The 25751-nt window shown below is 73.3% G+C and carries 21 protein-coding genes; 8 read left to right on the plus strand and 13 right to left on the minus strand.

Going from position 1 to position 25751, the window contains the following annotated elements; translation table 11 throughout:
- Positions 1–91 precede the first annotated feature (91 nt).
- Positions 92–916, plus strand: a complete 825-nt coding sequence (locus ACFFJB_RS14200) for an SDR family NAD(P)-dependent oxidoreductase (RefSeq protein WP_376832306.1) — start codon at positions 92–94, stop codon at positions 914–916.
- A gap of 234 nt (positions 917–1150) precedes the next feature.
- Here ACFFJB_RS14200 and ACFFJB_RS14205 read toward each other — a convergent pair whose 3' ends face one another.
- The 3 genes from ACFFJB_RS14205 to ACFFJB_RS14215 all read right to left on the minus strand — a co-directional run bounded on the left by ACFFJB_RS14205 (position 1151) and on the right by ACFFJB_RS14215 (position 5702).
- Positions 1151–1924 carry an SDR family NAD(P)-dependent oxidoreductase gene (locus ACFFJB_RS14205; protein ID WP_376832308.1) on the minus strand — a complete coding sequence of 258 codons (774 nt, stop codon included), beginning with the start codon at positions 1922–1924 and terminating at the stop codon, positions 1151–1153.
- A gap of 156 nt (positions 1925–2080) precedes the next feature.
- Positions 2081–3109 (minus strand): NADP-dependent oxidoreductase, encoded by a 1029-nt coding sequence (locus tag ACFFJB_RS14210; protein ID WP_376832310.1) that lies wholly within the window; start codon positions 3107–3109, stop codon positions 2081–2083.
- 118 nt (positions 3110–3227) lie between these two features.
- Positions 3228–5702, minus strand: coding sequence for a CaiB/BaiF CoA transferase family protein (locus tag ACFFJB_RS14215; protein WP_376832312.1), 2475 nt, complete (start codon positions 5700–5702; stop codon positions 3228–3230).
- A gap of 394 nt (positions 5703–6096) precedes the next feature.
- Between ACFFJB_RS14215 and ACFFJB_RS14220 the strand changes: the two genes are divergently transcribed.
- Positions 6097–7662 carry an acyl-CoA carboxylase subunit beta gene (locus ACFFJB_RS14220; protein ID WP_376832314.1) on the plus strand — a complete coding sequence of 522 codons (1566 nt, stop codon included), beginning with the start codon at positions 6097–6099 and terminating at the stop codon, positions 7660–7662.
- A 96-nt stretch (positions 7663–7758) separates the two neighbouring features.
- On the opposite strand, the gene ACFFJB_RS14225 is transcribed toward ACFFJB_RS14220, so the two are convergent.
- The 3 genes from ACFFJB_RS14225 to ACFFJB_RS14235 all read right to left on the minus strand — a co-directional run bounded on the left by ACFFJB_RS14225 (position 7759) and on the right by ACFFJB_RS14235 (position 10930).
- Positions 7759–8559 (minus strand): crotonase/enoyl-CoA hydratase family protein, encoded by an 801-nt coding sequence (locus ACFFJB_RS14225; RefSeq protein ID WP_376832316.1) that lies wholly within the window; start codon positions 8557–8559, stop codon positions 7759–7761.
- Positions 8560–8692: 133 nt separating this feature from the next.
- Positions 8693–9844, minus strand: coding sequence for an acyl-CoA dehydrogenase family protein (locus ACFFJB_RS14230; RefSeq protein WP_376832318.1), 1152 nt, complete (start codon positions 9842–9844; stop codon positions 8693–8695).
- A gap of 30 nt (positions 9845–9874) precedes the next feature.
- Positions 9875–10930 carry an acyl-CoA dehydrogenase family protein gene (locus ACFFJB_RS14235; protein ID WP_376832320.1) on the minus strand — a complete coding sequence of 352 codons (1056 nt, stop codon included), beginning with the start codon at positions 10928–10930 and terminating at the stop codon, positions 9875–9877.
- A gap of 256 nt (positions 10931–11186) precedes the next feature.
- Here ACFFJB_RS14235 and ACFFJB_RS14240 point away from each other — a divergent pair, with 256 nt between their 5' ends.
- Complete coding sequence (locus ACFFJB_RS14240; protein ID WP_376832322.1) at positions 11187–11768, plus strand: PaaI family thioesterase; 582 nt, start codon at positions 11187–11189, stop codon at positions 11766–11768.
- A 36-nt stretch (positions 11769–11804) separates the two neighbouring features.
- On the opposite strand, the gene ACFFJB_RS14245 is transcribed toward ACFFJB_RS14240, so the two are convergent.
- The 4 genes from ACFFJB_RS14245 to ACFFJB_RS14260 all read right to left on the minus strand — a co-directional run bounded on the left by ACFFJB_RS14245 (position 11805) and on the right by ACFFJB_RS14260 (position 14535).
- Positions 11805–12521 (minus strand): MgtC/SapB family protein, encoded by a 717-nt coding sequence (locus tag ACFFJB_RS14245; protein WP_376832324.1) that lies wholly within the window; start codon positions 12519–12521, stop codon positions 11805–11807.
- A gap of 133 nt (positions 12522–12654) precedes the next feature.
- Positions 12655–13389 carry a hypothetical protein gene (locus ACFFJB_RS14250; protein WP_376832326.1) on the minus strand — a complete coding sequence of 245 codons (735 nt, stop codon included), beginning with the start codon at positions 13387–13389 and terminating at the stop codon, positions 12655–12657.
- The gene (locus ACFFJB_RS14255) at positions 13386–13946 is read right to left on the minus strand and encodes a sigma-70 family RNA polymerase sigma factor (protein ID WP_376832328.1); all 561 of its coding nucleotides are present in this window, start codon (positions 13944–13946) and stop codon (positions 13386–13388) included. Before ACFFJB_RS14255 ends, ACFFJB_RS14250 begins: the two co-directional genes overlap by 4 nt.
- 262 nt (positions 13947–14208) lie before the next feature.
- A complete protein-coding gene (locus tag ACFFJB_RS14260) occupies positions 14209–14535 on the minus strand; it encodes a hypothetical protein (RefSeq protein WP_376832330.1) in 327 nt (108 codons plus the stop codon).
- Between the two features lie 276 nt (positions 14536–14811).
- Between ACFFJB_RS14260 and ACFFJB_RS14265 the strand changes: the two genes are divergently transcribed.
- The 3 genes from ACFFJB_RS14265 (at position 14812) to ACFFJB_RS14275 (ending at position 18643) form a co-directional block, all read left to right on the plus strand.
- Entirely contained in the window at positions 14812–16806 is a 1995-nt protein-coding gene (locus tag ACFFJB_RS14265) for a S8 family peptidase (RefSeq protein WP_376832332.1), read from the plus strand.
- Between the two features lie 467 nt (positions 16807–17273).
- Positions 17274–18002, plus strand: coding sequence for a L,D-transpeptidase (locus ACFFJB_RS14270; RefSeq protein ID WP_376832334.1), 729 nt, complete (start codon positions 17274–17276; stop codon positions 18000–18002).
- Between the two features lie 146 nt (positions 18003–18148).
- Positions 18149–18643: a PaaI family thioesterase gene (locus ACFFJB_RS14275; protein WP_376832336.1), complete on the plus strand. Its 495-nt coding sequence runs from the start codon at positions 18149–18151 to the stop codon at positions 18641–18643.
- A gap of 90 nt (positions 18644–18733) precedes the next feature.
- Here ACFFJB_RS14275 and ACFFJB_RS14280 read toward each other — a convergent pair whose 3' ends face one another.
- Positions 18734–19660, minus strand: coding sequence for a DMT family transporter (locus ACFFJB_RS14280; RefSeq protein WP_376832338.1), 927 nt, complete (start codon positions 19658–19660; stop codon positions 18734–18736).
- A 286-nt stretch (positions 19661–19946) separates the two neighbouring features.
- Between ACFFJB_RS14280 and ACFFJB_RS14285 the strand changes: the two genes are divergently transcribed.
- Together ACFFJB_RS14285 and ACFFJB_RS14290 are read left to right on the plus strand one after the other, a co-directional pair.
- Positions 19947–21239, plus strand: a complete 1293-nt coding sequence (locus ACFFJB_RS14285; protein WP_376832340.1) for an adenylosuccinate synthase — start codon at positions 19947–19949, stop codon at positions 21237–21239.
- A gap of 32 nt (positions 21240–21271) precedes the next feature.
- The gene (locus tag ACFFJB_RS14290) at positions 21272–22627 is read left to right on the plus strand and encodes a hypothetical protein (protein ID WP_376832342.1); all 1356 of its coding nucleotides are present in this window, start codon (positions 21272–21274) and stop codon (positions 22625–22627) included.
- A gap of 222 nt (positions 22628–22849) precedes the next feature.
- Here the strand turns inward: ACFFJB_RS14290 and rpoH are convergent, their stop codons facing one another.
- Both rpoH and ACFFJB_RS14300 read right to left on the minus strand, forming a co-directional pair.
- On the minus strand, positions 22850–23758 hold the full coding sequence (rpoH, locus tag ACFFJB_RS14295) for an RNA polymerase sigma factor RpoH (protein WP_376832344.1): 909 nt from the start codon (positions 23756–23758) through the stop codon (positions 22850–22852).
- A gap of 502 nt (positions 23759–24260) precedes the next feature.
- Entirely contained in the window at positions 24261–25499 is a 1239-nt protein-coding gene (locus ACFFJB_RS14300) for an RluA family pseudouridine synthase (RefSeq protein ID WP_376832346.1), read from the minus strand.
- Between the last annotated feature and the right edge of the window lie 252 nt (positions 25500–25751).

The raw sequence follows: 25751 nt of genomic DNA on the forward strand, positions 1-25751 counted from the left end.
CGGTCTTTGCATGGCGGGTCCGTGCGTCACAGGTCTGGCAGGCCCGCCGCAGGGGGGCGCGACCGGGCGCGCGGCGAAGGGAGGAAACGGCATGAAGCGGCTGGAAGGCAGGACGGCGCTGGTCACCGGCGCGGGCCGGGGCGTGGGCGCGGCGCTGGCGCGCATGCTGGCGGGGGAAGGCGCGGCCGTCCTGGTCAATGACCTGGACAGCGGCCCGGCGGAGGAAACCGTGGCCGCCATCCGCGCCGCGGGCGGCCGGGCGCTGGCTTTTCCCGGCGACGTCGCCAGTCCCGGTTTCGCCGGGGGATTCCTGCAGGCGGCCATTGACGGGCTGGGCGGGGCCGACATCATCGTCAACAACGCCGGCTACATCTGGAACGCCGGCATCGCCAGCACGACCGACGAACAGTGGGACGCCATGCAGGAGGTGCACCTGAAGGCGGCGTTCCGCATCGCCCGCGCATGGGCCCCGTGGCTGGCGGAGCAGGCGGCGAAGGAGCGCGCCGCCGGGCGGGGCTTCACCCGCAAGATGGTGAACGTCTCGTCGGTCTCCGGCACGCACGGCGCCTGGAAGCAGATCGGCTACTCGGCGGCCAAGGCGGGGCTGGTGGGGCTCACCAAGAGTCTGGCGCGGGAGTGGGGACCGCTGAACGTCACGGTGAACGCCGTGGCCTTTGGCCTGATCGAAACCCGGCTCACCCAGCCGATCGCGGGCGAGACCACCATTGAGGTGGCCGGCCGGCGCCACCGCGTCGGCCTGACGAAGGAGCTGCTGGAGGGCATTTACGCCCAGACGCCGCTGCGCCGCGGCGGCCGTCCCGAGGACGGGGCCGGCGCGGTCCTGCTGTTCTGCCTGCCGGAGTCCGACTACATCACCGGCCAGGTCATCGAGGCCGACGGCGGCGCCAACATGTGAGCGGGTGCTGGCCGGGCGGCGCGGCCGGGCGGGGCGCCGTGCGGCCGGGGCGCGGGGACAGGGCGGCGTCGCCAGGGGAAAGATATTGCGGCGGCGTCCGTTTACGCCCGCGCCGCCTCCGGTTCCGTTCCGCCGCGTCACGCCCGGGCCTGACGGGCGTCCGCTGGCCCCGCCGCCCCGCGGCGCGACAGTGTCGCATGGACGCCCGGGCGAGGCGCCGTTTCCAGCCCCGTCCTACTTCGTCTGGCCGCCGTCCACCGGCACCACCGCGCCGGTGACGAAGCTGGCCAGCGGGCTCAGCAGCCACGCCGCCATCACGCCGATCTCCTCCGGCCGGCCGAAGCGGCGCAGCGGCACCTCGCGGCGGATCCAGCGGTTCCACGCCTCGGCGCGCTCGCCGCTGGCGCGCTCTTCCCACTCGCCGCCGGGGAAGATGATGTTGCCCGGCGCAATGGCGTTCACCCGCACGTTGGAGGGGCCGGCGATGCGGGCCAGCTCCCTGGTCAGGTGGTTCATCGCCGCCTTGGACGTGCCGTAGGTGAGCGCCGTGCCAAGCGCGGCGAGGCCGGCGATGGAGGAGATCATCAGCACCGCCCCCTCCTGGCGCGGCGTCATGCGCCGCAACGCCCCGCGGGCGAGACGAAAGGCGGAATCGAGATTCTGCATGAAGCCCGCGTCCCAGGTCGCGTCGTCCACCTCAAAGCCGGGCGGACAGGGATGCAGGCCGACATTGGCCACCGCGCCCCAGAGCGGCCCCAGCTCCGCCTCCGTGCGGGCCAGCGCCTCCTCGACCGTCTCCGTCTGGCGCATGTCGCCGGCCATGGCCCACACCCGGTCGGCGCCATATCGCGCCGCCAGCTCCGCGCGGGTCGCCTCCAGCGCCTGCGCGCCGCGGGCGGTGATCGCCACCTTCGCCCCTTCCGCCAGCAGCGTGTCGACAATGCCCCGGCCAATGCCGCGGCTGGCGCCGGCGATGAAGATGACCCTGTCTTTCAGCTGCAGATCCACGTTGCGTTCTCCCTGGAGCGTTTCCCTGAGGCGGACGCTCCGTCCGGCGTCAGGGAAACGCGTCTGGCCTGGCGTCGCCGGCGCTCCGGAAAGCCCCGCGCCGGTCGCGCCCTTTCCTGCGCGTCGCCCGCCGGCGGGGCGGGCGCGCGTCTTCGCTTACGTCTTCGCCTGCGGCTCCGGGCTCACCTGCACCAGCAGCTTGCCGTCATTGCCGCCGGAGAACAGCAGGTTGAGGCTGTCGGCGGCGTTCTCGAGCCCCGGCACGACATGGGTCTTCCACTTCAGCCGGCCCTCGCGCACCAGCGGAATGAGCCCGTCCATGGCCTCGCGCAGGCGCGGGAAATAGTCGAGCACGATGAAACCTTTCACCGTCAGGCGGCGCATCAGGATGCGGCTGAAGTCCGAGGGGCCGGGAACGGGGCCGTCCTGGTTGTAGGCTGAAATCAGCCCGCACAGCGGCATGCGGCCGAAACTGTTCATGCGGCTGAACACGGCCTCCATGATGGCGCCGCCGACATTCTCGAAATTGACGTCCACGCCGTCTGGACACAGCCGGTCGAGGGCGGCGCCGACGTCCTCGTTGCGGTAGTCGATGGCGCCGTCGAGCTTCAGCCCGTCGCGCAGCCAGGCGCATTTGGCCGGGCCGCCGGCGATGCCGACGACGCGCGCGCCCTGCAGTTTCGCCAGCTGCGCCGCCACCGAGCCCACCGCGCCGGCCGCGGCGGAAACCACCACGATTTCGCCGGGCTTCGGCTGGCCGATGTCCATCATGCCGAACCAGGCGGTGACGCCGGTGTTGCCCAGCACGCTCATCCAGGCGGTGAGCGGCGCGCCGTCCAGGTTCTCCAGCCGGCGCAGCATGTTTTCGGGCGCGACCGTGTAGTCGGCCCACGCGCCGGCGTGGGGACGCACGATGTCGCCGGGCCGGAAGGCGGCGGAGCGGCTGTCCTCCACCACGGCGATGACGCCGCCGCGCATCGGCTGGCCGATCTCCACAGGCGGCATGTACTGGTCGCGCTCGCTCATCCAGATGCGGTGGGTGGGATCGAGCGAGAGATAGACCGTCCGGCACAGCACCTCGCCGTCGGCGAGGGCGGGCAGGGGCCTCTCCACCAGTTCAAGATCCCCTCTGGCCACCGCGCCCTGCGGCCTGCGGCGCAAAACCCACTGTCGGTTGACGCTCATGATCGTTTCACTCCCCGGGCAGTCATCTCTGGAACGGATGCGTGCGCCGGTTTTCGCCGCCGCCGCGCCGCAAGGCAAGCCTCCTGGCGCGGGGCGGGCGCGCGCGGCGCGCTGCCGTTCACTCGGCCGCCATGCGGCGCGGACGCGGCGGCAGCGCCTCATGGCCGCTGACGCCGCTGGCGAACAGGGCGTCGATCTCCGCCTCCGGCATCCCCGCCACGTCGCGCAGGGCCTCCCGCGTGTGCTGGCCGAGCGTGGGGGCGGGGAAGCGCACCGGCGGCGCTCCGGCTCCGCCGGCGGGGCGGAAGGGCGTGGCGGCGTGGGGCAGGTCTCCGGTCCAGTCGCGCCGGGCGATGCGCCAGTAGCGCCGCGCCGCAAGGTGGGGATCGTTGAACAGGTCGAGCGCCGGACGGGCGACGCCCGCGGCGACGCCGGCCTGCTGCAACAGGCGCATGGCCTCGCCGGCCGGCCGCGCGGCGCACCAGGCGGCGACCGCGGCGTCCAGCTCGTCCTCGCGCGCCTTGCGGCCGGCGGCGGAGGCGAGCTGCGGATCGGCGGCGAGATCGTCGCGGCCGATGCAGCGGGCGAGGGCGCGCCACATGGCGTCGTCGGTCACCGAAATCACCAGCCAGCCTTCCCCGGGCTCCGGTTGCGGCGCGGCGGCGGCGGGCATGGGCGCGCCCTCCACGGTCCACGCCCTGGGCTCGCGGTCCGGCTGGCACGCGTAGCAGCCGTGCGGCGCATGCGCGGGGTGGCGGTTGCCGGTGCGCGGCACCTCGCCGCCCAGCGAGCGGGCGACCATCGCCGGCGCGGTCATCGGCATCATGCAGAGGGTCTGGGAGATGTCCACGTGCTGGCCCTCGCCGGCGCGCAGCTGGTGGAACAGCGCCGCCAGGGTCGCGGCGGCGCCGTTTAGGCCGCCGGTGGCGTCGCCATAGGCGATGTGGCTCATCACCGGCGGCCCGTCCGGCGCGCCGGTGATGGTGGGCAGGCCCGAGGCCTGCTCCAGCGTCGATCCGTAGGCGCGCGCCTCGCGCCACGGGCTGGCGGCGCCGAAGGCGCTCATGGAGGTCATCACCAGCCGCGGATTCACCGCCGACAGGGCGGCGTAATCGAGCCCGAGCCGCGGCAGCACGTCGGCGGCGTAATTCTCCACCACCACGTCCGCCCGGGCCACCAGCCGCTTCAGCGCCGCCACCCCGTCCGGATGGGTGAGGTCGAGGGTGACGCCCCGCTTGTTGCGGTTCATCGCGCAGAAGCGGGCGGATTTCTCGTACAGCCGCTCGCGCAGCGCCTCCTCGCCATAATCGACGCCGCGCCACCAGTCCGGATAGCGGCAGGCCTCCACCTTGATCACCACGGCGCCGAGATCGGCGAGAAAACGCCCGCACAGCGGCCCGGCCCAGCCCATGGAGAGGTCCACCACGGTGACGCCCTCCAGCGGCGGCCGGCTGGCGGCCCGTCCGGCCGGGCGCGGCTCCCACGCTGGCGCCGGGCCGGGCGCCTCCAGCCGCGCGCGCCGGCGCGGCGGCGTTTTCGTCAGCCTGAGCGGGCAGCCGGGGGCGAGGGCGACGCGGCCGCCGATCTCCAGCCCGGCGATCGCGCCGCTGTCGCGCAGGTGCTCCATGGCTGCGAGCTCGTCCATGGTCCACACCGGCGTGACCGGCAGCCGGCGTTTCAGCGCCTCGGCGAACCACGCTTCCTTCGTCCGCTGCGCGAAGCGTTCGTTGAAAATGGCGTCGAGCTCGCCGGCGATGGCGAGGCGCGCCTCGCCGGTCGCCAGGTCGGCGCGGGCGGCGTAATGGCTGATGTCCAGCATGTCGCAGAACGCCTGCCATTGCGCCGGGGTGACGATGGTGACGCCGACCCACCCGTCCGCCGCCGTATAGACGCCGAGCGGATAGGTGGGGGCGAAACGGTTGACGCCGCCGCGGGGAAAGCCGGCGCCGCGCAGCCAGCCGTCGGCGCACTGGAACTCGGCGTGGGCGATGCAGGCCTCGAACACGCTCAGCTCCAGCGCCTGGCCGCCGCCATGGCGGGCGCGGCCGCAGAGCGCCGCCATCACGCCGATGAAGCCGGAGACGCCGGCGGTGACCAGCGCCTGAAATTCGGGGCCGGCCAGCGGCGGCCCCTCCACCGGCCCCACGTTCTCCACCACGCCCGCGAGGGCGCGGCACACCGCGTCCGAGCCGCGCCAGCCGGCGTAGGGGCCGGAGCGGCCGAACCAGGAGACGTCGCAGATGACGAGGCCGGGATATTTTTTCGCCAGCGCCGTCACGTCGGCGGCGGGGCCGGGCGCGCCGTCCGAGGTCACCAGCACGTCGGCGCCGGCGACCAGCCGCTCCAGCGTCGCCATGTCGTCCGGGTCGCCGTCGCGCAGCGTCACGCGGCGCTTGCCGGCGGCGAGAAACGCCCAGGCGGCCCCCGGCGCGTCCGGCGCGGCGCCGGCCAGCGGCGCCTGCCGCTCCATGGGGTCGCCGTCCGGCGGCCCGATCTTCACCACCTCGGCGCCCAGGTCCGCCATCAGGCGCGCCAGATAGGCCCCGGCCGGCAGGAAGCCCGCTTCCAGCACCCGCACTCCGTCCAGCGGCATTGGCTGTCCTTTCACGTTTCCATGAAGAGCCGCGCCGCGCCAGGGCGCGGCGCCGCGTCCGTGGAAGCGTTCCGCCAGTGCGGCGGAGGCGCTTCCTCCCTGTCTCACTGTTGTTGCGCGCCGGCGCGGCGGCGCGCGGCGGCGGCGTTTCGCCGTCCCCGGATGGGGACGATGGCGCGCGCCGGTTGCTCTGGCAAGGAAAATGAAATTTTGTATAACGGATTTGATAACGGGCAGGCGCGGACAGCCTGCGCGACGGGGCCCGCGGCGCGCGGGCGGAAGAGGACGACGCCACGCCCGGCCCACGGCCGGGCTTTTTCCGGACCACGCTCCGGGGAGGCGGGCTTCTCCGCCCGGTCGCCGCCTGCGGGCGTGAAGGCTGGAGGAGCGTTTCATGGTGTGGCAGGCGGAAATCGAAGAGTTGCGGCGGCGCGAGGCCCTCGCCCGGCGGATGGGCGGTCCCGACAAGGTGAAGCGCCAGCACGACGCCGGCCGCCTCACGGTGCGCGAGCGCATCGACCGGCTGGTGGACGGCGGCTCGTTCCACGAAACCGGCGCCATCGCCGGCATGGCCGAATATGATGAAAACAACAACCTGAAGGACTTCACGCCCGCCAACTGCGTGTTCGGCCGCGCCCGCATCAACGGCCGCCCGGTGGTGGTGGTCGGCGACGACTTCACCGTGCGCGGCGGCTCCGCGGACGCCTCAATCGCCGCCAAGCCGCGCATGGCCGAGGAGATGGCCGCCGCATGCCGCATGCCCATCATCCGCATCATCGAAGGCTCGGGCGGCGGTGGCTCGGTGAAGACCATCGAGACCAAGGGCCGCGCCAACCTGCCGGGCGGCGTCGGCGGCGGCGAGAGCTTCGAGCTGATGACCAGCAATCTCGCCGAGGTGCCGGTGGTGGGGGTGGGGCTGGGCTCGGTGGCCGGTCTCGGCGCGGCGCGCCTCGCCTCCACGCATTTTTCGGTGATGACCAAAACCTCGGCCATGTTCGTGGCCGGTCCGCCGGTGGTGGCGCGCCTCAACCCCAACGCCGAGCCGCCGGGCAAGCAGGAGCTGGGCGGCTGGGAGATCCAGACCCGCTCCGGCGCCATCGACATGGCGGTGGACACCGAGGAGGAGGCGTTCGAGGCGGCCAGGCGCTTCCTCTCCTACCTGCCGAACTCGGTGTACGAGCTGCCGCCGGTGACCGAACCCACGGATGATCCGCAGCGGCGCGAGGAAAGCCTGCTCTCCGCCGTGCCGCGCGACGTGCGCAAGGTTTACCGGATGCGCCCGGTCATCGAGGCGGTGGTGGACCGCGGCAGCTTCTTTGAGATCGGCAAAATGTTCGGCCGCTCGCTCATCACCGGTCTCGCCCGCATCGACGGCAAGCCGGTGGCGGTGATGGCCTCCGACCCCTATTTCTACGGCGGCGCCTGGACGGCCGATTCCTGCGAAAAGGCCATCCGCTTCATCGACCTCGCCCAGACCTTCCACCTGCCGGTGGCGTATCTGCTCGACTGCCCCGGCTTCCTCATCGGCCTTGAGGCGGAGAAGGCGGCCACCATTCGCTGGGGCGTGCGGGCGCTGGCGGCCATGAACCAGACCACCGTGCCGTGGTGCACCATGATCGTGCGCAACGCCTTCGGCGTGGCCGGGGCGGTGCACAAGCCGGCCGGGCGCTTCGGATTCCGTTACGCCTGGGTGTCCGGCCGCTGGGGCTCGCTGCCGCTGGAAGGCGGCATCGAGGCCGCCTACCGGGCCGAGCTGGACGCCGCCGGAGACCGCGCCGCCAAAATGGCGGAGATCGAGGAGCGGCTGAACAAGCTGCGCTCGCCCTTCCGCAGCGCCGAAACCTTCTGGGTGGAGGATATCATCGACCCGCGCGACACCAGGCCGCTGCTGGTGGATTTCGTCAATCTCGCCTGGCCGACGCTGCAGCCCGGCCCGAGCCGCTTCGCCATCCGGCCCTGAGCCGGACGCAAGGGGACGCGCCGGACGGCGCGTCCCCTTGCGTGACGGCGACGCCCGCGCGGCCCGCCGTCACTCCTGTCCGGATCCTTCGCCGGCTTACTGTCCGGTGAAGGTGGGCTTGCGCTTTTCCAGGAAGGCGGCGACCGCCTCGGTGTGGTCGGCGGTGGCGTGGGCCAGCGCCTGGTAGGCGGAGGAGAGGTCCAGCAGCGCCTGCAGCGAGGTCTCCTGGCCCTTGCGGATCAGCGTCTTGGTCATGCGCACGGCATGGGGCGGGTTGGCGGCGATGCGCAGCGCCAGGGCCTTCGCCTCGTCCATCAGCTGCGCGTCCGGCACCACGCGCGACACGAGGCCGATCTTCAGCGCCTCCTGGGCGTCGATCATGTCGCCGGTGAGGGCCATTTCGCAGGCCTTCGAATAGCCCACCACGCGCGGCAGCAGCCAGGCGCCGCCGTCGCCGGGGATGATGCCCAGCTTGACGAAACTCTCGGCGAACTTCGCGCTCTCGCCGGCGATGCGGATGTCGCACATGCAGGCGAGGTCGCAGCCGGCGCCGATGGCGTGGCCGTTCACCGCGGCGATCACCGGCACCTCCAGCCCGTCAAAGGCCAGCGGAATGCGCTGGATGCCGAGCTTGTAGTTGCGGCGGGTCTGGGCGGGCAGCCTGTCCGAGAGGCCGCCCTCGCCGCTCATCTTCTTGACGTTGCCGCCGGAGGAGAAGGAGGGGCCGGCGCCGGTGACGATGGCGACCCGCACGCTCATGTCGGCGTTCATGCGCGCGCAGGCGTCCTCGAAAGCGGCGATCATGTCCTCCGAGGAGATGGCGTTGCGCGTCTCCGGAACGTTCATGGTGAGGATGGCGATCGGGCCTTCCTGGCGGTAGTCGAGCGGCGACTGCATGGGCATTCACTCCAGATGTCGTTGCGCGCCGTCGGTCAGGCCGGCGCAGTGGGGGCCGGCGCCATGGCCGGCGGGGATGGAGAACAGGGGGTGACGGGCGGGCGCGCCGCGGCGCCCGCGCCGCAGGCGTGGCTCAGCGCAGGCCGAGGCCGCGGGCGATCATGCCGCGCAGGATCTCGCGCGTGCCGCCGCGCAGCGAGAACGACGGGGCGTTCAGCACCGTATGGGCCAGCACCGCGACGAAATCGCTGGTGGAGCTGGCGTCCGGCTCGGCGGCGATGAGGTTGCGGGCGATCTCCGGGATCTCCTGTTCGACCAGCGCGCCGAGATCCTTCACCAGCGCCGCCTGGATGGCCGGGTCGTCGCCGCGCTGCAGCATGCCGGCCACCGAGCGCGACAGGCGCCGCAGCGTGTAGATGTGCGCCGCCAGCCGGCCGATGGCCGCCCGCGCCGCCGGCGAGGGGTCCGGCCCCAGCGCCCGCACCAGCTCCACCAGCAGGGTGAAGGAGGACAGGAAGCGCTCCGGGCCGCTGCGCTCCAGCGCCAGCTCGCTGGTCACCTGCTTCCAGCCGTCGCCCGGCCGGCCCAGCACGGCGCTGTCCGGAATGAAGGCGTCGCGGAACACCACCTCGTTGAAGTGGTGCTGGCCGGCGAGGTCGATGATCGGGCTGATGGTGACGCCGGGGGTGTTTTTCAGGTCCACCAGCATCTGGGTGAGGCCCTCATGCCGGCTGGCGGTCTGCTCGGCGGTGCGGCACAGCAGGATCATGTAGTGGGCGATATGGGCGCCGGTGGTCCACACCTTGGCGCCGTTCACCACCCAGCCGCCGTCCACCTTCACCGCGCGGGTGCGCACCGAGGCGAGGTCCGAGCCCGTGTCCGGCTCGCTCATGCCGATGCAGAAATAGCACTCGCCGGCGGCGATGCGCGGCAGGATCGACTGCTTCTGCTCCTCCGTGCCCACCTTCAGGATCAGCGGGCCGCTCTGGCGGTCGGCGATCCAGTGGGCGCCCACCGGCGCGCCGGCGGCGAGCATCTCCTCCAGCACCACATAGCGCTCCAGGGCGCTGCGCTCGTGGCCGCCGTACTGTCTGGGCCAGGTCATGGCGATCCAGCCCCGCGCGCCCATCTTGCGGCTGAACTGCGGATCGGCGCCGCTCCACGAATCCGCTTTCCTGAGCGGCGGGCGGCCGGCCAGCTCGACTTTCAGGAACTCACGGACTTCGGCGCGAACCTTCTCGGCTTCTCCGGAAACGGGCGGCGGGGCGAAACTCAGCGCGTCCATGGCCAACTCCCTCTGTCTTTCGCTGTTCTGTCAGGCGGCGGTCAGCATGGCCCACAGGCCGTCGGCGCCGGCGGCGACCGCCCGGTCGCCCAGTTTCGTCTGCCAGTAGACGTCGTTGCCGAACTCGTCGCGCCACGACCACAGCCGCTGGGTGCTGAAGTGCAGCGGATGCTCGGCGGTGAAGCCGATGGCGCCGTGCACCTGGTGGGCGATGCCGCAGCCGATGGAGGCCGCCTCGCCGACGCGCGCCTTGGCCGCGGCCACGGCGAGGGCGCCCGCGCCCTGGTGGGCGCTCTCGATGGCGGCGTCCGCGGCGGCGGTCGCCGCCGCCGCCTGGGAGGCGAGGGTGGCGAGGCTGTGCTGGATGGCCTGGAACTTGCCCAGCGGCTTGCCGAACTGGCTGCGCTCCTGGGCGTACTGCACCGAAAGCTTCAGGATGGTCTGCATGGCGCCCGCCATCTGGGCGCTGCGGGCGGCGGCGCCCATGGCCCACACGTCGGCGGCGTCGTGCGGAATGGCGCCCGCCGCCTCGGCCAGCGCGCCGTCGAAGCGCACGTCGTCGCGCGGCTCGCGGGCCAGGTTGGCGGCGTGCGAAAGGCTGACATGGGCGAGCGGCACCAGCGCCGCCACCGGCCCCTCCGGCCCCCGGGCCACGGCGACCACGCCCCCGGCGGCGTTGCGGGCGTAAGGCACGCGCGCCACGGCGCCGTCAATGCGCCAGCCGCCGTCGTCCATGCGGGCGGTGAGCGTTTCGCCCTCGCGCGGAACGGCGATGGTGAGCGGCGCGTCAGGGGCGGCGACGCCCGCCTCGCCCAGCAGGTGGGCGGCGATGAGCGTCTCGGCCAGCGGCGCCGGCACGGACCAGGCGCCAGCCGGAACCAGCAGCGCCAGCGCGTCGGCGAGATCGGCGCCGCTGCCGCCGAAGTCCTCGGCCGCCGCGGCCCTGGTCAGGCCGGCCTCGGTCATGGCGTCCCACAGGCCGGCCTGGAACGCGCCGCCAGCGGCGGCCCGCAACAGCTCCGGCGTGCAGTGGTCCCTGAACAGCCGCGTCGCCGTGTCGACGAACATGTCGCGCATGTCGCTCATCGGGCTTCCTCTTCCTGCTACGTCCATTTTGTGCGGGGGTCGCCCGCAGGTTACGTTCTCTATCACGGCTCGTCCGCGCAAAATCCAGCCTTTTCAGGCATTCCTGCCATGCCGGCGCCGCCGTTGCGCCGCAGGCCCGGGCCTGTGCGCAGCGCATGGGACGGCGGCGGAGGCGCCGATTCCCTTTTCCCCGCGCATGCTCTAACGGCATGGCGGGCGGCAGTCGCCGGAAAAACGGAAGGAAGGGAGAAACGTCATGGGCCTGCAGAGCCGGCCGCCGGAAGTCGAGGCGTATGAGATCGCGCATGACCCGTCCGTCGCCGCCACGCCGTGGGCGGTGCGCGCCGGCGACGCGGTGATCGCCCGCTTCGCCAGCGAGGCGCTGGCCGAGGCCTGCGCCGACGCGCTGGAGTCGGCGCGCATGCAGGCCGGGATGCCGCCGCCCGGCGACGGCTGGGAGATGATCCGCAGCCGCGGCTTCACCCGTCACGCCGGCCCCATCTGGTTCCGCCGCGACGACAGGGGCCTCGTCTTCGGCTTCCGCGCCCTGCCCAAGCACCGCAACAGCAACGGCGTGATCCACGGCGGCATGATCATGACCTTCATCGACCGCATCCTCGGCGTCGCCATCGTGGAGGAGGCGCCGCACGTGCAGCCCCAGGCCACCATCCAGCTCGACACCCATTTCGTCAGCGGCGCCAGGGTCGGCGAATTCGTGGAGGCGCGCTGCGCGCTGACGCGGGCCACGCGCGCCGTGGCCTTCGCCACCGCCACCGTTTATGTGGGCGAGCGCATCGTGGCGAAGGCGCAGGGCATGTGGAAGCTGCGCGAAGGGTGACGCCTCTGCGGCCGACGGGGACGGGACGCGCCGCGCTCAGTCGCTGGCGCTCGCCTCCCAGGCGGCGTGGAGCACGCCCGGCTCCGCCGCCAGGGCGTCGGCGATGGCCTCCATCTCGTTCCGGTCCACCGAATTGACCGCCAGCACCGCGACGATGTCGACGAGGCCGTTTTCATGGCGCACCTCGCGCACGTCGGCGAGCGGGTAGTGCGCCTGGCGCAGGCGCTCGCCCAGCAGCTCGCGCAGCGGGCCCACGTCCTCGCGCCGCGTGGTGAGCGTCACCGCAATGGTCATCTCGGCGCTGCGCTCGTTCACCGGGATGCGGTTGATGGCGTTGACCAGCGGCCGCAGCAGCGTGTTGCCGCTGACCACGAACACGGTGACCAGCAGCGCCTCCAGCACGAGGTCGACGCCCGCCGCCGCGCCCACCGCCGCCGAGCACCACAGCGTGGCGGCCGTGTTGAGGCCGCGCACGTTCATGCCCTCCTTCATGATCACGCCGGCGCCGAGAAAGCCGACGCCCGAGACGACGTAGGCGATGACGCGCAGCGACTCGCGGTCTCCGGCGATGCGCGCCGCCACGTCGACGAAGGCCGCCGCTCCCACCGCCACCAGCACGTTGGTGCGCAGCCCCGCCGAGCGCAGGCGGAACTGCCGCTCCGCGCCGATGATCATGCCGCAGGTGAAGGCCGTCAGCAGGCTGACGACCGAATCCAGGAAGGGCATGAGCTGCAGTGTGTCCAGGAAACGCATTCGGGGCCCCTCCGTGCCTGGCCCGCAACTGTGGCGCCGGGCGCGAAAGCGGCCGGCCCGGATCAGGGAGGGCGCGCCGCGCCAGCCTCACAGAGGGCCGAGGGCGGGCGCGCTGTCAATGGCGCGGCCGCCCTCAGCCGCCGTTTTCCGGAACCACGGCGGCGAAGGGCGCGTCGGCCGCGCCGAGCCGGCGCAGCATATCCTGCGCGCCGGCGCCCGGCGCCTGCAGCCGCCACATGTCGCCGGGCAGCGGCCCGTCGGCGACGCGCATGCCGTTGGCCGCAAGCCAGGCGCCCGCGTCCGCCATGCTGACGCCGGGGGCGAAGCGCACCAGCGCGGTGGGGCCGGCCGCCTTCTCCGGCGCCGAGGCGGCGACGTAACGTCCCCCGTCCTGGACGGCCTGGCGCCCGAGCAGGTGCAGCAGCGCGCCGGACTCGATCACCGCCAGCGCCGCCAGCCCCGCCACGGCGAAGCCAGGCCAGCGCGGCGCGCCGGCGCCGGCGAACAGGGCCGCGAAGGTCCGCCCCAGCCAGCCGCGCGCCTGCGGCGCGGCCGCCGCCGGCTGCGGCCGGCGGACGGGCGCAGCCGCCTCCTCCGCGTCAATCTTCGCGAACAGCGCCTCCATGGCGGCGAGGGAGGGCGGGGCGATGGCCTCGTTCGCCATCACCGCGGCGGCGCGCTCCTCCTGGACGAGGGCAAGGCGCCGGCGGGCCTCCGGATCGCTGGCGAGGCGCGCCCGCAGCGCTTCGGTCTCGCCGGCCGGCAGGCGGCCGGTGACGAAAAACGGCAGGTCGAGATCCAGCCCGTCGCCGGCGGCCGCGTCTTGCGCCGCCGCGTCCTGCCGGTTGCGGCCGTTGTCGCTGGTCATGGCCATCCCCTGTCGACGCCCGCCTGCGCGAGCAGCTCCGCCAGACGCCTGCGCGCGTGAAACAGGCGGGTTTTCACGGTGTTGGCGGGAATCCCGAGGATCTCCGCCACCTCCTGCACGCCCTGCTCGTGGTAATAGACCAGGTCGATGACTTCCCGGTGCTCCGGGCCGAGGCGCTGCAGGCAGGCGCGCATCACGGCCGCCTTGTCTGATTTCTGGGCGACGACCTCCGGATCGTCGGCGTCGTCAGCCATGGCGAGGGCGGCGGCGTCGTCGAGCGCGTCCGGGGCGCGCCGGCGCAGGTGCGACAGCGCCTTGAAACGCGCGATGCCCAGCAGCCATGTGGCGACGCCCGAGCGGCCCTCGAAGGCGCCGGCCTGGCGCCACACGTCGAGGAACACGTCGGACGCCAGCTCCTCGGCCGTGGCCGCATCGCGCACCATGCGCACGAGAAAGCGGTGAACGCGCAGGCTGTGGCGCTGGTAAAGCGCCGCCATCGCCGCCCGGTCGCCGCCAGCGATGCGCTGGATGAGGCTCTCGTCCGAAAGGCCGTCCACTGCGTCCCCCGCCCTGTGGCCGCGGAGCCGGCGCGGGCCGCCGTTCCGGGCGCGTCGCAGACAGGGCGCCGGCGGCGCGGGCCCCCCGGGCCGGGCGGGCGCCGGACGCCGGCGTCCTGGCGTCTGCGACGAGTGTTTCCGCCGCGGGCGGCTCCGGTCAAGCGTCCGGCCGCGCCGGCGGGGCGCGGCCGGACGCCGGCGCCCTCGCGGGCCGTCCGCGGCGATGCGTCAGGGCGGCGCATGGCGGCGCTCCGGCGGCGTTTCAGTAACGGCGCCAGCAGCGCCACACCACCTCGCCCCACGGCGTCAGCTGCTTGCGCCACACGCAGCGCGGGCCATGCCAGTAGCGGACGTAATGGGGCCGGTAATGGCCGCGGAAGCGGTGGCCGTGATGGCCCCAGTGCCTGTGGCCATGGTGGTGATGGTAGCCGTGGCCGTGACCATGACCGGGCTTCGCCTCCGCCGTCGCGGGCGCCAGGGCCAGCGCGCCGGCGGCGGCGACCGTCAGGCCGGCGGCCAGCGCCAGGGCGCGCAGGGGGCTGAAACGGGCTGCGCCGGCGCTGGCGGCGCGGATCATATTGCTGAACATGACGGGTCTCCCCAAAATCTCACATTGCCGTCATGGGCCGTCGCGGGAGCGCCGCCGCCTGCGGTTTGCGGTTGCGCGCCGGCCTCGCCGCCGCCCATGATGCTGTGTCGCGCGTCACGCCTGCGGGGTTCACGCCGGCGCGCATTTTTCGCGGCGACGGGCGGGGGCGGCTGCGCATCCCGCCCGGGATCCGTGAACCGGTTCCGGCGTTGACGCGACAAAGGCCCGGAAGGCCGCGCGCGCCCTTGCGGCGCGTCGCCATGACGGGAGGTCGCGATGGTCCTGTTCAGTTCCGGGAGGTCGCCGGCGCGCCGGCGCGCGCGCGCCGGCGCCGGCGCCGTTCTGGCGCTGGCGCTGTTCCTGCCGCCGCTGGCGGCGCTGGCCCAGGGAGCGGCGCCCGGCCGCGGGCAGTCCGGCGCCGTCGGGACGCTCCGTCCGTCCCTGCCGGCGACGCCGGACAGGGGCTGGCGCGGCGAAAGCGGCTCGCGCCTGCAGCTCTCCGGCCAGTCCGGCTGGCGGGAGCGGAGCGGCGGCGCGGGCCCGCTGGCGGGCCAGCGGGCGCCGCGCGGGCCCGAAGGCGGGCCGCCGCCGCAGACAGGTCAGGAAGGCCGGCCTGGCCGGCGGCCGGAGGGGCGCCCGGACTGGCGGCCGCGCCCGCCGCGCCCCCCGGGGCCGCGGCCCTATCCGGTCTACCCCGGCGCCGCGCCCTATCCTTATCCCTACCCCTATCCGTATCCCGTGTGGCCGGCGCCCTATCCGCCGCCGGTCCCGGTCCATGTCGACGCTTATGACGGGGCGCCGCCGCGGCCGTCGCGGCCGCGCCAGACCCGGCCGGCGCGGCAGGAAAAGCAGGCGAAACAGGCGAAGCCGGCGAAGGCCGCCAGCCGCGGCGCCGGCGCCCGGCCGCCCGCCGCCCCGCCGCCGGCGCCGCCTCCGGCCGCGCCCGCCCGGGCCGACAGCGGCGTTCCGCCCGCCGGCGAGAACCGGCTGGTTCCTGACGAGGTGCTGGTCACGGTGGCGGCCACCGGCCAGCAGGGCCAGTCGCTGGCCGGCGCCCTGGCCAGGGCGCATCGCCTGCAGTTGCTGCAGGCGCGCCGCCCCGGCGCCCTGGACGTCACCCTGGCGCGCTTCCGCATCTCCGGCGGCCGGCCGGTGCGCGACGTCATCGCCGCCCTGGAGCGCGACAGCCGCGTGCTCTCGGCCCAGCCGAACTATCTCTACGCCCTGACCGGCGACGCCCCGCCCGCGGCCGGGGCCGGCGGGGCGCTGGCCGCCGCCCAGTACGGGCTGGAGCGGCTGCGCGCCGGCGTCGCTCATGTGCGGACGAAAGGCGAGGGCGTGCTGGCGGCGGTGATCGACTCAGGGGTCGACGCCGGCCACCGCGAGCTGCGCGGCGCCGTCGCGGGCAGCGTCGACGTGGCCGCGGCGGCCGCCGGCCGGCCGGCGCCGCAGAAAACTGCCGCCCGCGCCGGCGACGCCGACGCCCACGGCACCGCCATGGCCGGCGTCATCGCCGCCCGCGACCAGATGCGCGGCGTGGCGCCTGCGTCCCGCATCCTGGCGCTGCGCGCCTTCGGCGGCGGCTCCGGCCGCGACGGCGCCGCGGGCTCCACCTTCGCCGTCGTCCTGGCGCTGGACGAGGCGCTGGCCGCGGGCGCGCGGGTGATCAACATGAGTTTCGAAGGGCCGCGCGATCCGCTGCTGCAGCGGGCGCTGGCCGCCGCAGCCGCGCGGGGCGTGACGCTGGTGGCCGCCGCCGGCAACGGCGGGCCGCAGGCGCCGCCCGCATGGCCGGCGGCCGACCCCAACGTCATCGCCGTGGCGGCCACCGACGCCCGCGACGCCCGCGCCCCCATGTCGGCGCGGGGCGAGCACGTCGCCGTGGCCGCTCCTGGCGTCGACATCATCGGTCCGCGCCCGGGCGACGCCTACCAGTTCGCCTCCGGCACCTCGCTGGCGGCGGCGCATGTCTCCGGCGTCGCCGCCCTGGCGCTCGCCGCCAATCCGGCCCTGCGCGGGGCTGACGTGCGGCGCATCCTGATGGAGACGGCGCGCGATCTGGGGCCGCCCGGCCGCGACCCCGATTTCGGGGCCGGCCTCGTTGACGCCGCCGCGGCGGTGGCGGCGGCGCAGGCGGCCGCCACGGCGCCGGCCCCCGCGCCGGCCGGCGCGACGGCCGGTCCGGCGGCGGCGACGCCGGATGCGCCGGCGCCGTCCGGGGCTTCCGCAACGCAGTCGCCGCGCGCCGCCGGAACCGCCGCCCCGGAATGACGCGCCGTCCGGGCGCGGGCCGGCGGGCGCGCCCGGACGCCATGGCTCCCCATGCCCCCGGCCCAGGCCCACATATTTTTCACTTTCGGCCATTACGCCGTCACATGGCGGCCGTCCGCGTCGCATGTCAAATTGTCGTGATGGAAGAGGGTGTTGCGGTTTGGTCACGGTGGCGTGCGACGAGCGGCGCCGCGCTTTCCCTAACGCAATCTCGCCTCAATGGGCGGGAACAACCGCCGGCATGTCGCCATTCCGTCCTGGCGGACGCCGCCGCTGGAGCGGCGCCCCGTCATGCAGGGCGCGCCGCATCAGGGGCCCCATCCGGGACCCCGGGCCTCTGGCCGGCGGAGGCGCCCCTGTTCCCGGGACATGAAACGCCGCCTGAGTCCACGCCGCCGCGCCGCGGCGCCGCCCGTTCCGGCTGTCCGCGCCCCGCGCGGCCGCCCCGTAATCCGGATTGCGAGAGAATGATTGACCGTCGCCGCTTCCTGCTCGCCGCGCCCGTTGTCCTGGCCGCCTGCGCCGAACGTCCGCGCCCGGAGCTCGCCGCGCCTCCGCCCGTGGATCCCTATTACGCGAGTCTCTACGGGCCCATTGACGACGGCCGCTTCTACATCGAGGCGCTGGACATGAGCGTCGTCGATCCGCGCTTCCTGCGACGGGAGGTCGCTTACGACACCCGCGAGGCGCCGGGCACGATCGTCGTCGATCCCACCAATCATTATCTCTATCTCGTGCGCGAGGGCGGCCGGGCCATACGCTACGGCGTCGGCGTCGGCCGCGAGGGCTTCCGCTGGAACGGCGTCGCCACCGTGGGGCGCAAGGCCGCGTGGCCTACCTGGACGCCGCCCGCCGCCATGCTGAAGCGTGACCCGCAGGCGCGGCCCTGGGCCAAAGGCATGCCGGGCGGTCCGGACAATCCCCTCGGCGCCCGCGCGCTCTATCTCTACCAGGGCGGCCGCGACACGCTCTACCGCATCCACGGCACCAACGATCCCTCCACCATCGGCCTGTCGCTGTCGTCCGGCTGCATCCGCCTGTTCAACCACGACATCATCCACCTCTATAACCAGACGCCGGTGGGCACGAAGGTGGTGGTGCTGAAATACGCCGGGCCGACGCTCGACGGCGAAATCGTCGACGAGGCGGAGCCGGACGGGCGCCGCGCCGCGGCGGCGGGCGCCGTCCTGCGCTGAGGCGCGGACCGGACGGGGCGCGCCGCGCCCCTGGCCACGCGCTTTGGCCGCGCTCCCGGCCGCAAGCCGCGGGCGCAGGGCCATGCATGACGCGCATGGCAGAATCCCGGTTGACCCGGCGGCCGCGCGCGGGTAACCGCGGCGCCATGACGATGGTTACGCTCGCGCCTGTTCCGGACAACGCTTCCGACGCCTCCCGGCCGCTGCCGCCCGGCTTCCGGCCGCTGCGCATCGGCTCGCACAACGACTTCCTCGGCCTGACCGGTCCCTTCGCCATGAAGGAGGAGGACGGGCTGCTGAAGCTCGGCTTCCATGTCGAGCAGCGCCACTGCAACATCGCCGGCATCTGTCACGGCGGCATGATGCTGACCTTCGCCGACATCCAGATGGCGGTGGCCGGCAAATACCAGGAAAACCTGCAGGGCTTTCACATGACCGTGTCGCTGGCCTGTGACTTCCTGGGCGCCGGGCGGCTGGGCGGCTGGGTCGAGGGCCGCACCGAGGTGGTGCGCAACGTCGACCGCCTGCTCTACGCCCAGTGCATCGTCACCTGCGACGGCGAGCCGGTGCTGCGCGGCAACGCCGTGTTCCGCGAAGGCAAGGCCACGCCGGAGATGATCGAGAAAATGCGCATCCGCTAGGGGCGCGCCGCACCGCCGGCGCCGGAGGCAAAAGGGCGGCCGCGCCCTCCTTTCGCGCTGTTGCTGCGCGTCCGCCGCGAGGGGCGCGGCTCAAACAGCGCGCCCGCGCCGGCCCGGCCGCTCGGCGATGAAAATGCCGCCGAGCACCAGCGCCAGCGCCGCCGCCTCATACAGGCCGAAGCGCTCCCCCAGCATGGCCACGCCCATGAACGCCCCGAACACCGGGGTGAGGTTGAGGAACATCGCCGCCCGGTCCGGACCGCCGATCTCCACCGCCCGCATGTAAAACATCTGCGACATCAGCGACGGAAAGACCGCCACATAGAGCAGCACGCCGGCGCCCGTGACGTCGGTGGGCCAGATGGCGCGCCCGGCGACGATCTCCCCGGCCGCCAGCGGAATGGAGGTGAGCAGCGCCGCCAGCGCCATGCCGGCGAACAGCGTGGCGCCGCTCACCTGCGGGCGCCGGCCCAGGCCGATGGTGTAAACGGCGTAAAGCACGCAGGCGATCATGATCAGCACGTCGCCGCGGTTGAGGTCGAGATTGCGCAGGCTGGAGAGGTCGCCATGGCTGGAGGCCACCGCCACGCCGGCCATGGTGAGCAGCATGCCGAGAATCTGCAGCGGCGTCACCCGCGCCTGGCCGCTGAGCGCCCCGCCGGCCAGGATCAGCGCCGGCAGGCAGCTCTGGAACAGCGTCAGGTTGAGGGCGCTGGTATAGGCGCCGGCGGCATAGAAAAGCGCGTTGAAAAGGGTGTAGCCGATCGCCCCCAGAAACAGCACCCTGCGCCAGGCCCGCGCCAGCTGGCGCCATTCGGCGGCGATGGCGTGACGGAACATCACGCCGACGATGGCCAGCACCATGGTCCAGCGCAGGCAGGTGAGCAGCAGCGGCGAGATGTGGCCGGGGGCGAGGCGACTCGCCACCGCATTGCCCGCCCACAGCAGGGTGGTGGCCACGAGCAGGGCGGGGCCGTTGGCGTAAAAGGCGGCGCCGGCGCGGCGCAGGGCGTTCATGGCGTCAGGGTCCGGATCAGGCGGGCGGCGGGGGCGCGCCGAAAGGCCCGGCCGCGGGAATCGCGACGCGGGCGGGGCGCAGGGACCGTCGCACAACGCGCGCCTTCGCGCTATCGTCCCCGGCCGGGGGAGGCGCGACGTCCGGGCATGCGGCGCGCCCTTGACCTCGGCGCCGGAATGAAGGAAACGAAGGTGCAAGACCCTGGCCTTGCGCCGGGGTTTCTTGTTGTGGAGGGGCCAGCGGGACGTGGTCCTCCCGGACGTTCGGACAATCAGAGAGTTCGCGATGACCAATGTCGTGGTGGTGGGCGCCCAGTGGGGCGACGAGGGAAAGGGCAAGATCGTTGACTGGCTCTCCGAGCAGGCCGACGTCGTCGTGCGTTTCCAGGGCGGGCACAACGCCGGCCACACCCTGGTCATCGATGGCGTGACCTACAAGCTGGCCCTGCTGCCCTCCGGCATCGTGCGCAAGGGCAAGCTCTCGGTCATCGGCAACGGCGTGGTCGTCGATCCGTGGCATCTGGTGGACGAAATCGCCCGCCTGTCCGCCCAGGGCGTCGGGATCTCGCCGGACAACCTGAAAATCGCCGACAACGCCACCCTCATCCTGCCGCTGCACCGCGAGCTGGACGAGCTGCGCGAGAACGCCAGCGAGGGGCTGAAGATCGGCACCACCCGCCGCGGCATCGGCCCGGCCTATGAGGACAAGGTGGGCCGCCGCGCCATCCGCGTGGTCGATCTGGCCGACGTGGACGCGCTGCCGGCCAAGGTGGAGCGCCTCCTGGCCCACCACAACGCCCTGCGCCGCGGCCTCGGCGTGCCGGAGGTGGACGGGCGCGCGCTGATCGCCGCCCTCGCCGAAATCGCCCCGAAGATACTGCCCTTCGTCGACACCGTCTGGGCCCGTCTCGACGCCATGCGCCGCGAGGGGCGCCGCATCCTGTTCGAGGGCGCCCAGGGGGCGCTGCTCGACATCGATCACGGCACCTATCCGTTCGTCACCTCCTCCAACATCGTCGCCGCCCAGGCGGCCACCGGCTCCGGCCTTGGCCCCTCGGCCATCGGCTATGTGCTGGGCATCGCCAAGGCCTACACCACCCGCGTCGGCGGCGGTCCGTTCCCGACCGAGCTCACCGACGAGACCGGCGAGCTGATCGGCGCGCGCGGGCGCGAGTTCGGCGTCAACACCGGCCGCAAGCGCCGCTGCGGCTGGTTCGACGCCGCCCTGGTGCGCCAGACCGTGCGCACCTCCGGCATCCATGGTCTCGCCCTGACCAAGCTGGACATTCTGGACGGTTTTGAGACAATCAAGGTCTGTGTCGGCTATGAGCTGGACGGTCGCCGCATCGACCACCTGCCCGCCGGACAGGCGGAGCAGGCCCGGGTGAAGCCGGTGTACGAGGAGATCGAAGGCTGGTCCGCGTCCACCGCGGGGGCGCGCAGCTGGGCCGAACTGCCGGCCCAGGCCATCAAATACGTTCGCCGGATCGAAGAGCTGGTCGGCGCCCCCGTCGCCGTGCTGTCGACGAGCCCGGAGCGTGACGATACCATTCTGGTGCACAATCCCTTCGAGGGTTGACATCCTGACATGCGGGAGCGATTCCAGCTGCCATGGCGGACTTTTATCCTTTGTTGGATCGGGCCATCCGCGGCCTGCCGGACAACTCCCCCGAAACGCGCAAGGCGCTTTATGACCGCGCGCGGGACGTGCTGAACGCCCAGCTCCGCGCCATGGATCCGCCGATGCCGGAGGAGGCGATCGCCAGCCAGATGGCGGCCCTCAACGACGTCATCGCCCGCATCGAGGCCGAGCAGACCGCCGCCGCCGCTCCCGCCGCCCCGCCGCAGGCGCCGGCGCAGCCGGCGCCGGGCGGCTCCGACGCCCGGTCCGCGCCCGACGCGCCGGTCCGTCCCGCCGCTCCTGCGCAGCCGCAGCCCGCCGCTCCCGTCCGGGAGACGCCGGCGGGCGCCGCGCCCGCTCCGGAAGCCGCCGCCGCAAAACCCACGCCGGCGGCCGGCCAGCCTGCCGCCGCAGGGGAGGCCGCGGCGCCGAAGGCCGCGCCGCTCGCCGCGCCCACCCTGCGCCCGGCCGCGAACCGTCCGCCGCCGGCCGGGGCGGAGGCCGCCGCGCCCTCTGCGGCGACGGGCGCCGCCGGCGCGGCGGACGCTGACGCGGCCGCCGCCCCGGCGCCGCAGGATCCGCGCGTGCGCCGCCGCAGCATGATGCTCGGCGGCGCGCTCGCCGTGGCGCTGGCCATGGTGGCCGGCGTCGCCTACTGGGCCAACAAGGTGCAGGAGCCCTCCGCCCCGGCCGTGTCCGCGGAGCAGGCCGAAGCGCCCGCCGGGTCCGCGCAGGGCGACCAGAAATTCAGCCAGCGGGTCGAGCGGCCGCAGGCGGCGAGGCCCGCGCCGGCCGTGGAGGCGCAGCGCGCCATCCTCTACGAGGAAACCCCGGACAATCCCCAGACGCCGCGCGTGATCAACGGCTCGGTGAAGTGGCGGCTTGATTCCGAGAACCCCGGCCCGAACCAGCCGATCGAGAACGTCATCCGCGCCGAGGCCTCCTTTCCCGAGGCGGGCCTCAACATGCTGATCACCCTGCGCAAGAACACCGATCCGGCGCTGCCGGCCTCCCACCTGATGGAGCTGGTGTTCCGCCCCATGGCGGAGGGCGAGGGCCGGGTGGTGCGCGATGTCGGCGTGCCCCAGTTCAAGGCCGAGGAAAACGCCCGCGGCGCGCCGCTGGCCGGCCTGCCGGTGGCGGTCTCCAGCTCGGTGTTCCTCGTCGGCCTCTCCAACCTGCCCAATGACGTGGAGCGCAACGTCAACCTGATCCTCAACCAGCCGTGGATCGACGTGCCAATCCGTTACGACAACGGCCGCCGCGCCGTCATCGCCCTGGAGAAGGGCGCGGAGGGGGAGCGGGTTATCCGCGAGGCCTTCGACAGCTGGAAAAACGGCGGCTGACCGCGTCCGCCCGCCGGTTCAGGGGGCTCAAGAAAACTGTCCCGCGGAGCGCAGGCGCCGCGGGATTTTTCATGTGCAGGGCTTTTCCGGCGTTTCTTTCTTCCGCCCTTCCCGTCTGCGGTTTTCACCGGCGTCTTTCACCGGCGTCCTGGAGGGCGTTCCTGAAGGGCGCTTCTGGGGGGGCGGGGGCGGCGCGCGCCGTCCCCTGCCTGCGCCGGACCGTCAGTGGGCCGCCAGCGCCGCGGGCGCGCGCGGCGCCTCAATCTGGGCCATGGAGCGCTTCACCGCCTCCTGCACCTTCTCGAAGGCGCGCACCTCGATCTGGCGCACCCGCTCGCGCGACACGCCGAACTCGCCGGAGAGCTCCTCGAGCGTCACCGGATCGTCGGAGAGGCGGCGCGCCTCGAAGATGCGGCGCTCGCGCGGGTTGAGCACGTCCAGCGCCTGTTCCAGCGCCTTGTGGCGGTTGGTCTTCTCCTCCTCATCGAGCAGGCGGGCTTCCTGGCTTGCGGTCTCGTCGACCAGCCAGTCCTGCCATTCGCCTTCGCCCTCGCCGTTGGCGCGCAGCGGCGCGTTGAGCGAGGCGTCGCCGCTGAGGCGGCGGTTCATCTCGATGACGTCCTTCTCCGGCACGCCGAGCTGCGTGGAGATGGACTTCAGGTTCTCGGGCGAGAGGTCGCCGTCCTCAAGGGCTGCGATGCGGCTCTTCGCCTTGCGCAGGTTGAAGAACAGCTTTTTCTGGTTGGCGGTGGTGCCCATCTTCACCAGCGACCACGAGCGCAGGATGTATTCCTGGATGGCCGCCTTGATCCACCACATGGCGTAGGTGGCGAGACGGAAGCCCTTTTCCGGCTCGAAACGCTTCACCGCCTGCATCAGTCCGACGTTGCCCTCGGAAACGACCTCCGCGATCGGCAGGCCGTAGCCGCGATAGCCCATGGCGATCTTGGCGACGAGGCGCAGGTGGGAGGTCACGAGCTTGTGGGCAGCCTCGCGATCCCCTTTCTCCCGCCATCTCTTGGCAAGCTCATACTCTTCCTGGGGCTGCAGCATCGGAAACTTGCGGATTTCGTCCAGATAGCGCGAAAGTCCGCCTTCGTTCGAAAGAACCGGCATCGATGTCGTAGCCATTTGGACTCTCCTTTTGCGCCCCACCCAGGGCGGCGCGGTCACGGTCGCCACAATGGCCGACCGTAAAAGCGCATGGTCTCCGGTCATGATGGCCAAAACCAGGCGGCCGGGCCGGAGGAAGCCCCCTGCAAGGGAGGTCCCCCTTGAACCACGGCCGCCGGGGCCTATCTGAGCTGTACGGAGCGGCGCGACGCGCCGCCAGCACAGCCCGGATCTCCTGCAGTCCGGGTGGGTCTTCGCCCATTCGCCGGACACGCCCATCCTGCCTGCTCCCGGGAGGCGACGACGTGCGCCGCCGCACCTGACGCGCACGCCGCGGCGCGCACGGTCCGTGACGGCGCCAGCGCGCCCCCCGGGGACGAAAGCCGGAAAGGCAGGCGGCCCCGTTCTGGCCTTGGGACCCGGAAACCCTGCGACGTCGGATGATGTCGGAACTGTCCGGCGAAACGTCAAGCGCCGCCAGGACGCTCGTGCTGCGCCGTCGCCCGCGTCATTCCATGCTTCATTCCATGTCCTGCGTCCCGCCGCCACGGGCGGGCGGGAGGCGTGGAGGGAAGTCCGCGGCCGCGGCGGCGGCGTCCAGCGCGTCGATCAGGCGCTGCATGTCCGCTGGAGGGGGCGCCTCGAACGCCAGCGTCTCGCCGGTCGCCGGATGGGCGAAGGCGAGGCTGCGCGCGTGCAGCGCCTGCCGTCCGAGCGCCGCCAGCGCGTCCCGCGCCGCCTGCGGCAGGCGGCTGGCGCGGGTGGCGAAACCGGCGCCATAGAGCGCATCGCCCAGCAGCGGATGTCCGGCGGCGGCCATATGGACGCGGATCTGGTGGGTGCGCCCGGTCTCCAGCTCACAACGCACCAGCGCGGCCACCGGTTCCCCGGCCTTGCGGCCGCTGGCGGGGGCGTCGAACGGCCCCCAGACCTTCTCCAGCGTGACGTGGGTGATGGCCTCGCGTCCCTGCCCCTCGGGAACGACGGCGATTTTTTCGCGATTGTGGGCGCTGCGCGCCAGCGGCCGGCTGATGGTCATGCGCGGCCGCGCCGGCGCGCCCCAGACCAGGGCGACATACTGGCGCCGCAGCGGACCGGTGCGGCCGTGGTCGGCGAACTGCGCCGACAGCGCCTGATGGGCGCGGTCATTCTTGGCCGCCACCATGACGCCGCTGGTGTCCTTGTCCAGCCGGTGCACGACGCCCGGCCGGCGCACGCCGCCAATGCCGGAGAGACTGTCGCCGCAATGGGCGAGCAGGGCGTTGACGAGGGTGTCGTCGTGATGGCCGGCCGCCGGATGCACCACCATGCCGGCGGGCTTGTTCACCACGATGACGTGCTCATCCTCATGGAGAATGTCGAGCGGCATGGCGCGCGGCTGCGGTCGCGCCGGCTCCGCTCCGGGCAGGGTGAGGACGATGTCCGCGCCCGCCGGAATTTTCGCCGACGGCGCGACGACGGCGAGGCCGTTCACGGTGACGCCGCCGGAGCGGATCACCTGCTGCAGGCGGCTGCGCGACAGTTGCGGAAACAGCCCGGCCAGCAGACGGTCGAGCCGGCCGGCGTCCGGGGCGCGGGCGCGCGCCGGCGCGCCTGCTCCGGCCGCTGCGTCGCCGGCGGGCGCGGCGTTGTCCCCGCCGGGATCGTCGCCTGCGCACGCGGCGTGGCCGGCCACGCCGCCGCGGGGCGCCGGATCCGCCTGCATGTCGGGGACGGTCTGGCCGGCCCGGTCTGCGCGCGCGTCACGCCGTCTGTTCACGGAAAGGTCTCCTTGCCGGCGGCCGCGCCCGCCGCCGGAAAATGGCGGTCACCGGCGTCCGTTTATCACAGATGGCCGCAGGGCGCCGACGTTGTCTTCCGCCCCCGCCCGCCAGCCTGCGTTCCCGCCGGCCGGCGGAAGAAAAGCCTTGTCCGTCAGGGTGCCGGCACCGCGAGCGCGGGCGCGCGGACCGGCCGGACCGTCCCGCCAGGGCGCGCCGGGACGTGCGGCCTCACGCCGAGATATCCCCAG

This window comes from Camelimonas abortus (assembly GCF_042432745.1).
In the GTDB taxonomy this organism is placed as follows: Bacteria; Pseudomonadota; Alphaproteobacteria; order Rhizobiales; family Beijerinckiaceae; genus Camelimonas; species Camelimonas abortus.

Bases quoted from the DNA above. Each gene is read 5' to 3' on its own strand.
- ACFFJB_RS14200 (WP_376832306.1), top strand. From the start codon at position 92: ATGAAGCGGCTGGAAGGCAGGACGGCGCTGGTCACCGGCGCGGGCCGG.
- ACFFJB_RS14210 (WP_376832310.1), bottom strand. From the start codon at position 3,109: ATGAGCGTCAACCGACAGTGGGTTTTGCGCCGCAGGCCGCAGGGCGCG.
- ACFFJB_RS14215 (WP_376832312.1), bottom strand. From the start codon at position 5,702: ATGCCGCTGGACGGAGTGCGGGTGCTGGAAGCGGGCTTCCTGCCGGCC.
- ACFFJB_RS14220 (WP_376832314.1), top strand. From the start codon at position 6,097: ATGGTGTGGCAGGCGGAAATCGAAGAGTTGCGGCGGCGCGAGGCCCTC.
- ACFFJB_RS14225 (WP_376832316.1), bottom strand. From the start codon at position 8,559: ATGCAGTCGCCGCTCGACTACCGCCAGGAAGGCCCGATCGCCATCCTC.
- ACFFJB_RS14230 (WP_376832318.1), bottom strand. From the start codon at position 9,844: ATGGACGCGCTGAGTTTCGCCCCGCCGCCCGTTTCCGGAGAAGCCGAG.
- ACFFJB_RS14235 (WP_376832320.1), bottom strand. From the start codon at position 10,930: ATGAGCGACATGCGCGACATGTTCGTCGACACGGCGACGCGGCTGTTC.
- ACFFJB_RS14240 (WP_376832322.1), top strand. From the start codon at position 11,187: ATGGGCCTGCAGAGCCGGCCGCCGGAAGTCGAGGCGTATGAGATCGCG.
- ACFFJB_RS14245 (WP_376832324.1), bottom strand. From the start codon at position 12,521: ATGCGTTTCCTGGACACACTGCAGCTCATGCCCTTCCTGGATTCGGTC.
- ACFFJB_RS14250 (WP_376832326.1), bottom strand. From the start codon at position 13,389: ATGACCAGCGACAACGGCCGCAACCGGCAGGACGCGGCGGCGCAAGAC.
- ACFFJB_RS14260 (WP_376832330.1), bottom strand. From the start codon at position 14,535: ATGTTCAGCAATATGATCCGCGCCGCCAGCGCCGGCGCAGCCCGTTTC.
- ACFFJB_RS14265 (WP_376832332.1), top strand. From the start codon at position 14,812: ATGGTCCTGTTCAGTTCCGGGAGGTCGCCGGCGCGCCGGCGCGCGCGC.
- ACFFJB_RS14270 (WP_376832334.1), top strand. From the start codon at position 17,274: ATGATTGACCGTCGCCGCTTCCTGCTCGCCGCGCCCGTTGTCCTGGCC.
- ACFFJB_RS14275 (WP_376832336.1), top strand. From the start codon at position 18,149: ATGACGATGGTTACGCTCGCGCCTGTTCCGGACAACGCTTCCGACGCC.
- ACFFJB_RS14280 (WP_376832338.1), bottom strand. From the start codon at position 19,660: ATGAACGCCCTGCGCCGCGCCGGCGCCGCCTTTTACGCCAACGGCCCC.
- ACFFJB_RS14285 (WP_376832340.1), top strand. From the start codon at position 19,947: ATGACCAATGTCGTGGTGGTGGGCGCCCAGTGGGGCGACGAGGGAAAG.
- ACFFJB_RS14290 (WP_376832342.1), top strand. From the start codon at position 21,272: ATGGCGGACTTTTATCCTTTGTTGGATCGGGCCATCCGCGGCCTGCCG.
- rpoH (WP_376832344.1), bottom strand. From the start codon at position 23,758: ATGGCTACGACATCGATGCCGGTTCTTTCGAACGAAGGCGGACTTTCG.